This is a genomic window from Methylobacterium sp. A52T (assembly GCF_053346095.1).
In genome coordinates this window covers 21,391-29,129 of the sequence record NZ_JBKFBI010000072.1, presented here as the reverse complement: position 1 = coordinate 29,129, position 7,739 = coordinate 21,391, and the positions used below count along the sequence as shown (strand labels likewise).

Below are 7,739 nucleotides of genomic sequence, written 5' to 3'. Positions count from 1 at the left end.
GCGGTCCCGCGCGGAGCGCGTGACGCGCCGCGGCGACGTGAGGCGGCATCGACGGCGCTGCGCGCGTCGCGGTCCGAGGCGGCGCGCCGCTCCGGCGTCAGCGGAGAAGGTTCGGGGGTACCGGCGGGCTCGCGTTGAGCAGCGTGATCGTCACCCGCCGGTTCGGCGCGAGGTAGGGATTGTCCGGGAAAACCGGCTCCGTGTCGCCGCGTCCCGACACGGAGGAGAAGTTGTCGTTGGGAACCCCGGCACCCGACAGGACCTCGCGCACGGCGAGGGCACGCCCGGCGGAGAGGTTCCAGGGCTCGCCGGCCCGCGTCGAGCCCGGGCGCGCGACGGCCGTGTAGCCGGTGATCGACAGGCGGTTGGGCAGCCGCCGGATGGCGGGCGCGAGGGCCTCCAGCACGCGACGGGTGCGGTCGTAGGGCTCGACGGACCCCTCGCGGAACATGGCGCGGCCGTCCTGGTCCACGAGGGAGACGTTCACGCCCTCCTTGGTCTGCTCGATCACGATGTTCTTCGACAGTTCGGCGATGTCGGGCATCGTCTGGAGCGCCTGCCGGAGGCTGGCTATGGCGCTGAAATTGGCCTCCACGTTGGCGACCGGGCGGCTGGCATCGACGTCGCTGACGCGCCCCGGGCTGGTCGGGCGCGTGATCTCCTCCCGCTCGGCGGAGCCCCGCTCCGCGTCGCGGGGCGTGGACGGCTTGTTGCCGGACGTGTCGAGGGCGGTCCCGTACAAGATCCCGCCGGCGCCGCTGGTCGCAGGGCTCAGAGCCGCCGGCGAGAAGTACTCCGCCAGGCCGATCTTCTGCTCCTGCGTCGTCATGCTGATCAGCCACATCAGCAGGAAGAACGCCATCATGGCGGTCACGAAGTCCGCGTAGGCGATCTTCCAGGCCCCGCCGTGGTGGGCGTGGGCGGCCTTCTTGACCTTCTTGATGATGATCGTCGCCATGGAATCCCTCCCGGAAGTCGGATCAGCTCTGGGCGGGCAGAGCGGCGGTCGCCGCTTCCACTTCGTTGAAGGTCGGGCGGACGTCGCTCATCAGAGCCTTCCGGGCGAACTCGACCGCCATCACCGGCGGCTGGCCGGCGATGTGGGCGAGCAGACCCGCCTTGAGCGAGAGGTAGTACTTGGACTCGGCCTCGAAGAGGCTCTTGAGCGACTGCGCCATGGGCCCGAAGAAGCCGTAGGCGACGAAGACGCCGAAGAAGGTGCCGACCAGCGCGCCGCCGATCAGATGTCCCAGCACCTCCGGCGGCTCCTTGATCGCCCCCATCGTCTTGATCACGCCGAGCACGGCGGCGACGATGCCGAGCGCCGGCGTTCCGTCGGCGAGCGACTGCATGGCGGAGACGACGCGCTCCTGCTCCTGGTGGTGCGTCTCCAGTTCCTCGTCCATGAGCGCGTCGATCTCGTGGACGTTGTTGGCGCCCAGCGTCACCATGCGCATGTAGTCGCAGACGAACTCGACCGCGTGATGGTTCGCCGCGAAGGTCGGGAAGGCGTTGAACAGCGTCGACTCGCCCGGGTCCTCGATGTGCGGCTCGAGCGCCATCGAACCCTTCTGCTTCGCGAGCCTGAACAACGAATACTGCATTCCCAGCAGCTCGACATAGGATTGCTGGTTGTACTTGGGGCCCTTGATCAGCGTGCCCAGCATGGCGGGCACGGCCTTAAGCACCGGCCCGGTGTTGCCGATGACGAAGGCGCCGATCGCCGCACCGAGGATGATGACGAACTCGAACGGCTGCCACAGGACCAGCAGATGGCCGCCCATCGCCGCGTAGCTGCCGAAGACGCAGGCGAAGACGATCACTGTGCCGACGATCAGCCGCATGATGTGCCATCCTTGCGCGGCGGCAGGTACAGCCCGCGCGACGCTACCGATGACCTGGGAAATCACTGATCTTGGTTAACGGCGCGTTTAGAGCCGCGGCCGGAGGGTCGCCGGAAGCTTGCCCCGGCCTCCGGTGGATCGAGGCGGCGATCCACCTGTGTCACCCGGAGCCCGAGGAGCGCGCGAGCCTCTACGCCGGGTTCGGGGTCGAGGGCCTGCTGCGCGCCGACAGCGCCGCCCGGACCAAGCTCTACGCCGCCTTCGCGCAGAACGGGATCATGGACCGCGACGAGATCCGCGAGAAGGAGAACCTCGTCCGGCGCGGTGGCGGCAGCGGCGCCCGGCTGACCGTGCAGGCGCATCTCCTGCCGATCGACGATCTCGGCATCGTCGCGCGGCTGCCGCCGGAGCGGCCCCTCGGGCCGGGCGCGGCGGTCGCCCGGGTCTGGGCCGCCTGCGTTCGAACGGCCTCCATCGGCACACCAATCTTCCGTGTCCCGTTCTTGAAGGATCATATTATATACAATAGACGGTCGGTCCCGTGAATTTCTCGCCGTCGCTGGGCGAGCTGTTGGCCAAGACCGCGGATGCGACCGCTCTTCTCGACTGAGGGCCTCCACCCCAGAAACGCCTTCCGCCGGTGGCGGGAGATGATGTGCGATCAGATGGTGCCGAACGAGATCCGGACCCTCGACGCCGCCCCGTTCCACGGTCGGATCGAGTTCACCGCGATCGGGTCGTTGCCGATCACGCGCAGCGTTCAGAGTTCCACACGGACGGAAGTGACACCCGAGGCGGTTCGGCGGAATGGTCGAGGTGATCGCCTCTACGCGGTCCTCACACAATCCGGCTGCCATGCCGTTCAGCAGAACGAGCGGGAGGCCGTGGGGCGAACCGGCGCGTTCGTCGTGCTCGATCATCGGCCGGGCGTGAGCCAGATCGAGGCCGGCAGCTTCCTGATCCTCGACCTGCCGCGGGAGCGCCTGGAGAGTGTGCTGGGACCGTCTCAGCTGTTCACTGCCCTCGCGGTCGAAGCCAACCTCGCCTCTGCGACGCTCGCGAGCACCTACATCCAGGAGCTGATCCGGGTGGGAGATCGGCTCAAGCCTGACGGCGCGGCGCGCATGGCGTCCATTGGGATCGATCTGGTCGTGACCAGTCTCGCCGAACGGTTGGCGCAGGAGGTGCCGCGCTCCATTCACGGCAACGCGACAGTCCAGCGCGCCAAGGCCTACATCGAGGCTCACATGAGTGAAACGGCCCTCGACCCGCCCCAGCTCGCCGCCGCGGTCGGCGTATCGCTGCGCCGGTTGCAGGAGCTGTTCCACGAGCGCGGCCGGCACATTTCCGACTACATCTGGGGACGCCGACTGGAGGCCGCCGCCGCGCGCTTGGCCGACCCCGCCTGCGCGCACCTGTCGATCGGCATGCTGGCCTACGGGTGCGGCTTCAGCACACAGGCGCATTTCGCCCGCCGCTTCAAGGATCGCTACGGTATGAGCCCGCGCGAATACCGCCAGGCGCGCAGGCAGGACGGGCAGGCGGTCGCGTCCGCTTTCGTGCCTTCGTCCTGATGAGCCATTGACTGGATCGGGTGGGTGACGGGCCGAAGCAGCTATAGGGGTGCCTGCAGCTTATGCACGACAGCGTGATGCGGCAGGGCCGCCTTCGAGGCGGCCCTGCCGAGAGTTCACAGATCCTGATCTGTGAGTCCGCCCGCTGGCTCTACCGGGTGGGTGCCGTGGTGCTCCCGCCTGCACCGACTCCAGGACGCGCGGTGCCAGTTCCCGGCACCGCCGCGGCGCCGGCTGCGGGCGAGCGGGTACTGGTGCCTGTCGTCTCCTCGGTCGCCTTCTGCCCTTCGCTCTTCACCGAGCCTGGGTTGTTCATGTTGCCCGTCGCGCTTCCGCCGCCGGCGGGCTGCTGAGCATAGGCTGCGCCGGTCAGAGCGACAGCAAGCGCGGCCGCGAGGCCGTACATCTTCATGGGCATAGGCGTTTCCTCAATCGTCCCAACTTTGGGATTGTATACCAACGCCAGCGGCGCACTCTTTGTTCGACAGAGAGCAATATTCAAATCTGATTTCGCCATTCAGGCGATTCCCATGTCAGACCGCATCGCCATGACGGCCAACACCGTCTTCCACAACCTGCGCGTCCAGAACGCCAAAGTCGGCCTCGTCGCGGCCGGCGACACGTTCGAGACCGACCTCGCGCACGCCCAAGACCTGGAGCGCCTCGGCCACGCGATCCCGCTGGCGGGCTCCGTGCTCGGGATCGCGCCCGCGCCCCTCGACCCCACAACCAAGTCTCCGAGACCGCCCTGCACGCCGACCGGGCGCGCCGCAGCCCGGCCGAACTCGCGACCGATCCGGCCTGACCGATCCGCTCGATGCCCGTCACCGTGGTGACGCCGCCCGCGCCGATCGTCGCCCTCGACGACGCGAAGGCGCGTCTGCGGGTGATCACGCCGATGAGGACGCCCTGATCGGCGCCCTCTTGGAGACTGCCACGGCCTGGCTCTGCGCGAGGCGGTCCAGGGTTGGCGGCGCCGTCAACGTCGCGAGCGGCACCCTGGCGGTGCGCGACAGTGCCCGGGCGCGCGACCTCGTGACCGCCGACCGCGTGATGCTCCGGGGCCAGCAGTTCGACGTGACCGGCGTCGGCCTGCCGGACCGGCGCAGCGGCCTGCTTCTCCTGCAGCTCGCGATGAGCCTGGGGGGCCAATGAGCGACGGCATCGGCGCGCCCCTCGGCCTCAGCCAGAGTCGGGCAGCCTTCGACCTCACCGGCGCCGCCCGCGGCTTCGACCGTGCGCCGGGCGACCTGTCCGGCCTGCGCCTGATCGACACCGTCGCCGGGATCGTCGGCGTGGAGCGGATCTCCCGCCGGATCGCCCGGACCGCGGTGAAGCTCGCGCTCAAGAGCGACCCTGCGAGCCGCGACGCCGCCGAGGCGATGGTCGACCTGATGCGCGGCCGCGCCCCGCAGGCAACCGGCCTGCCGCGCGCCGGGATCACGTACCGGCGCGAGGGCGGGTTCTACGTGGTCGAGGCCACGGCCGACCGGGACGGCTACGACACTTCCGTAGGCCCGAGATGAGCCCAAAGTGGCAACTCTACGATTTCGTCACGACCGCGAGCCACGGCCATCTCGCGAACCGATCGCCGGTCTGTCGGATTTGGGTGTAGCGCTGGAGGCTCTGCCAGGGGCGGTGCCCGCTGACCGATGCGGCGAGCGGGACCGTCCGACCCGTCTCGAACAGGCGGGTCACGCCGCTTCGACTTACCAACCAAACCCATGCGCCGGGCGACGAACGCGGCATCCTTCAGCGCCTCCGGATCGAGCGGCCAGCCCCAGCCCGGCGGCCGCTCGTCGTGACCGCCGACAGGTGCGACAGGTCATTGGCGACCGTCGACGGGTCACGCCCCTTGCCCAGCTCGGCGATGAAGGCGGTGATCTCGGCGCGCGTCACCGCGGAGCAGGGCAGGGCGGCCAGCGGATAGCCCTTGATAGCCTGCAGCACCTGGGCCTTGGTCCGGGTGATGGTCCTGCGTGATTCGACGATGTAGCGGTCGATCGCCGCACCGAGCGTCGGATCCTCGACCTTCGCCTGAACGAGGGCGCCGGGCGCGTCGAGTTCCGTCTCCCGCTGCTTGATCCGGGCCGCCGCGCGCCGGTCGACGGTCCGGGATCCGTGGTGGACCGCGCCGTCCTTTTGACAACGTTCCGGGCGTGATACCCCGTCGTCCCGCGCTTCCCCGCGGACTCGACGATGGGCCCCATCGCGCCCCCGCGGTGGGACCGGACGGGGCCGAGCAGGCACGCCACAGCCGGATTCCGAGCAGGCCGACGCCCGATGGGGCACGCCGAGGTACAGCACGAGAGCGACAGCAAGTGATTGCCGCAACGGAAGAACCCAGAACTCTCAGCGGATGGCGCTTCTCCGTCGCCCCGATGATGGACTGGACGGACCGCCACTGCCGGGCGTTCCACCGGTCCCTCTCGGCGCGCGCCCGCCTCTACACCGAGATGGTGACGACCGGCGCGGTGCTGCACGGGCCGCGGGAGCGCCTGCTCGGCTTCGCGGAGATCGAGCACCCGGTGGCGGTCCAACTCGGCGGCTCGGACCCGGCGGACCTGGCGCGGGCCGCCCGGATCGCCGCGGATCTCGGCTACGACGAGGTCAATCTCAACGTCGGCTGCCCCTCGGACCGGGTGCAGGAGGGCCGCTTCGGCGCCTGCCTGATGCGCGAGCCGGCCCTGGTCGGCGACTGCGTCGCCGCCATGAAGGCCGCGGTCCCCGTGCCGGTGACGGTGAAGTGCCGGATCGGCGTCGACGACCAGGACCCCGAGGCGGCGCTCGACACCCTGGCCGACGCCGTGGTGGCCGCGGGCGTCGACGGGCTGATCGTCCACGCCCGCAAGGCCTGGCTCCAGGGGCTATCGCCCAAGGAGAACCGGGACGTGCCGCCCCTCGATTACGGCCGCGCCGCGCGGCTGAAGCGGCGGCTTCCCGGCCTGCCGATGGCGGTCAACGGCGGCCTGCGCGACCTGGATTCCGCGCGGGCGCGGCTCGCCGAGGTCGACGGCGTCATGGTCGGCCGCGCGGCCTACACCGAGCCGGCGCTCCTGCTCGGGGTCGATCCCGACCTGTTCGGCGTGCCGGCCCCGGCCCCCGACGCCTTCGCGGCGGTCGCGGCGTTCGAGCCTTACATCGCCGCGTGCCTCGCCCGGGGCGAGCGCCTCCACGCGGTCACCCGGCACATGCTCGGCCTGTTCAACGGCCGGCCGGGCGCGCGGGCCTTCCGGCGCCACCTCTCGACCCACGGGATGCGCCCGGAGGCCGACCTCGCGACCCTGCGGGAGGCGGTGGCGCTGGTCTCCCGCGCCGCGCCCGAGGCCCGCGCCGCCTGAGCGCCGCCTGAGCGCCTTGCGCGGCGGCCCGGTCAGGGCCGGCGCAGGATCAGGCGGTCGCCCCGGACCTCGTAGCCGGAGAGCCGCGACAGGAAGGTCTGGCCGAGGAGGTTCGCCGAGAGCGCGCCCGGCTTGGCCACCATGGCGTTGACGCGCCGCTCGGTGATCGTGCCCACGCCGAGCGAGTCGAGCTGGGTCGGCGCCGCGTAGGTGATGCCGTTGGCGGTGGAGACGCGGGCGGTGAACTCGGAGGGCGCGGGCGTGAGCCCCAGCGCGGCGGCGTTCTCGGCGGTGAGCACGACGCTGCTCGCCCCGGTGTCGAACAGGAAGGGCTGCACCCGGCCGTTGACCAAGGCGTCGACCCGAAAATCGCCGTCCGCCCGCCGGGTGACGGTGACGGAGCCGTCGCCGCTCGAGGTCGCGCTCCCCGGCCGGAGATCGCCGAGCACTCGGGCGCCGACATCCTGGATCCGGTCGCGGTAGCTGTAGCCGATCACCAGGGCGAGGCCGATCAGCGCCCAGGCCAGGAGCGCCTGCAGGTTCGCGCCGAGCCGGGCCGTGAACTGCCGCCAGAACCCGGCCACCACCAGGAGCAGGATCGTGCCAGTCCAGGCGAGGTTCGCCAACTGGTCGGGCTCGATCACACCGCCGACGCTGTCGCTGCCGTCGCTGAGGACCAGGGCGACGAGAACCAGGGCGAGGGCCGCGAGGCCGAGATAGATCATGACGGCAGCGGCGCTTCCAGGGGGGTGAGGCCGGCGGCGCGCATCCGGGCGCCGAGCCCCGCCATCACGGCGCGGCGCCGGTCCTCCGACAGCGCGCCCCAGGCGGCGATCTCGTCGCGGGTCCGGCCGCAGCCACAGCACAGGCCGGTCGCGGCGTCGAGGATGCAGACCTTGGTGCAGGGCGAGGAGGGTTTCGGCGCGGGCGGCATCGGTGATCCTTGGCCGGGGGATCGTGGCCGGGTCAAGACGCGGCGG

The 7,739-nt window shown here is 70.7% G+C and carries 12 protein-coding genes; 6 read left to right on the top strand and 6 right to left on the bottom strand.

Annotated elements, in window-relative coordinates; genetic code table 11:
- Positions 1-97: 97 nt before the first annotated feature.
- Positions 98-958 carry a flagellar motor protein MotB gene (locus ACLBYE_RS17780; RefSeq protein ID WP_020092313.1) on the bottom strand — a complete coding sequence of 287 codons (861 nt, stop codon included), beginning with the start codon at positions 956-958 and terminating at the stop codon, positions 98-100.
- Positions 959-980: 22 nt separating this feature from the next.
- Positions 981-1,844, bottom strand: a complete 864-nt coding sequence (gene motA / locus ACLBYE_RS17775; RefSeq protein ID WP_447695196.1) for a flagellar motor stator protein MotA — start codon at positions 1,842-1,844, stop codon at positions 981-983.
- Between the two features lie 71 nt (positions 1,845-1,915).
- On the opposite strand from motA, the gene ACLBYE_RS17770 reads away from it, so the two are divergent.
- On the top strand, positions 1,916-2,389 hold the full coding sequence (locus ACLBYE_RS17770; RefSeq protein WP_447695195.1) for a hypothetical protein: 474 nt from the start codon (positions 1,916-1,918) through the stop codon (positions 2,387-2,389).
- A 42-nt stretch (positions 2,390-2,431) separates the two neighbouring features.
- On the top strand, positions 2,432-3,418 hold the full coding sequence (locus ACLBYE_RS17765; RefSeq protein WP_447695194.1) for a helix-turn-helix domain-containing protein: 987 nt from the start codon (positions 2,432-2,434) through the stop codon (positions 3,416-3,418).
- 151 nt (positions 3,419-3,569) lie between these two features.
- Here ACLBYE_RS17765 and ACLBYE_RS17760 read toward each other — a convergent pair whose 3' ends face one another.
- Positions 3,570-3,836 carry a hypothetical protein gene (locus tag ACLBYE_RS17760; protein WP_447695193.1) on the bottom strand — a complete coding sequence of 89 codons (267 nt, stop codon included), beginning with the start codon at positions 3,834-3,836 and terminating at the stop codon, positions 3,570-3,572.
- Between the two features lie 112 nt (positions 3,837-3,948).
- On the opposite strand from ACLBYE_RS17760, the gene ACLBYE_RS17755 reads away from it, so the two are divergent.
- The 3 genes from ACLBYE_RS17755 to ACLBYE_RS17745 all read left to right on the top strand — a co-directional run bounded on the left by ACLBYE_RS17755 (position 3,949) and on the right by ACLBYE_RS17745 (position 4,944).
- Entirely contained in the window at positions 3,949-4,254 is a 306-nt protein-coding gene (locus ACLBYE_RS17755) for a hypothetical protein (RefSeq protein ID WP_447695192.1), read from the top strand.
- An 88-nt stretch (positions 4,255-4,342) separates the two neighbouring features.
- Entirely contained in the window at positions 4,343-4,573 is a 231-nt protein-coding gene (locus ACLBYE_RS17750; protein WP_447695191.1) for a hypothetical protein, read from the top strand.
- Positions 4,570-4,944, top strand: coding sequence for a hypothetical protein (locus tag ACLBYE_RS17745; RefSeq protein WP_447695190.1), 375 nt, complete (start codon positions 4,570-4,572; stop codon positions 4,942-4,944). Before ACLBYE_RS17750 ends, ACLBYE_RS17745 begins: the two co-directional genes overlap by 4 nt.
- Positions 4,945-5,170: 226 nt before the next feature.
- Here ACLBYE_RS17745 and ACLBYE_RS17740 read toward each other — a convergent pair whose 3' ends face one another.
- Positions 5,171-5,725, bottom strand: a complete 555-nt coding sequence (locus ACLBYE_RS17740; RefSeq protein ID WP_447695189.1) for a hypothetical protein — start codon at positions 5,723-5,725, stop codon at positions 5,171-5,173.
- A 14-nt stretch (positions 5,726-5,739) separates the two neighbouring features.
- Here ACLBYE_RS17740 and dusA point away from each other — a divergent pair, with 14 nt between their 5' ends.
- A complete protein-coding gene (dusA, locus tag ACLBYE_RS17735; protein WP_447695188.1) occupies positions 5,740-6,759 on the top strand; it encodes a tRNA dihydrouridine(20/20a) synthase DusA in 1,020 nt (339 codons plus the stop codon).
- A gap of 32 nt (positions 6,760-6,791) precedes the next feature.
- Here the strand turns inward: dusA and ACLBYE_RS17730 are convergent, their stop codons facing one another.
- Both ACLBYE_RS17730 and ACLBYE_RS17725 read right to left on the bottom strand, forming a co-directional pair.
- Complete coding sequence (locus tag ACLBYE_RS17730) at positions 6,792-7,484, bottom strand: retropepsin-like aspartic protease family protein (protein ID WP_447695187.1); 693 nt, start codon at positions 7,482-7,484, stop codon at positions 6,792-6,794.
- Complete coding sequence (locus ACLBYE_RS17725; protein WP_447695186.1) at positions 7,481-7,693, bottom strand: DUF1289 domain-containing protein; 213 nt, start codon at positions 7,691-7,693, stop codon at positions 7,481-7,483. Before ACLBYE_RS17725 ends, ACLBYE_RS17730 begins: the two co-directional genes overlap by 4 nt.
- Positions 7,694-7,739: the final 46 nt, after the last annotated feature.

Excerpts from the sequence above, each read along its gene's own strand:
- ACLBYE_RS17780 (WP_020092313.1), bottom strand. The coding sequence starts at position 958 with ATGGCGACGATCATCATCAAGAAGGTCAAGAAGGCCGCCCACGCCCAC.
- motA (WP_447695196.1), bottom strand. The coding sequence starts at position 1,844 with ATGCGGCTGATCGTCGGCACAGTGATCGTCTTCGCCTGCGTCTTCGGC.
- ACLBYE_RS17765 (WP_447695194.1), top strand. The coding sequence starts at position 2,432 with ATGCGACCGCTCTTCTCGACTGAGGGCCTCCACCCCAGAAACGCCTTC.
- ACLBYE_RS17760 (WP_447695193.1), bottom strand. The coding sequence starts at position 3,836 with ATGCCCATGAAGATGTACGGCCTCGCGGCCGCGCTTGCTGTCGCTCTG.
- ACLBYE_RS17755 (WP_447695192.1), top strand. The coding sequence starts at position 3,949 with ATGTCAGACCGCATCGCCATGACGGCCAACACCGTCTTCCACAACCTG.
- ACLBYE_RS17745 (WP_447695190.1), top strand. The coding sequence starts at position 4,570 with ATGAGCGACGGCATCGGCGCGCCCCTCGGCCTCAGCCAGAGTCGGGCA.
- ACLBYE_RS17730 (WP_447695187.1), bottom strand. The coding sequence starts at position 7,484 with ATGATCTATCTCGGCCTCGCGGCCCTCGCCCTGGTTCTCGTCGCCCTG.
- ACLBYE_RS17725 (WP_447695186.1), bottom strand. The coding sequence starts at position 7,693 with ATGCCGCCCGCGCCGAAACCCTCCTCGCCCTGCACCAAGGTCTGCATC.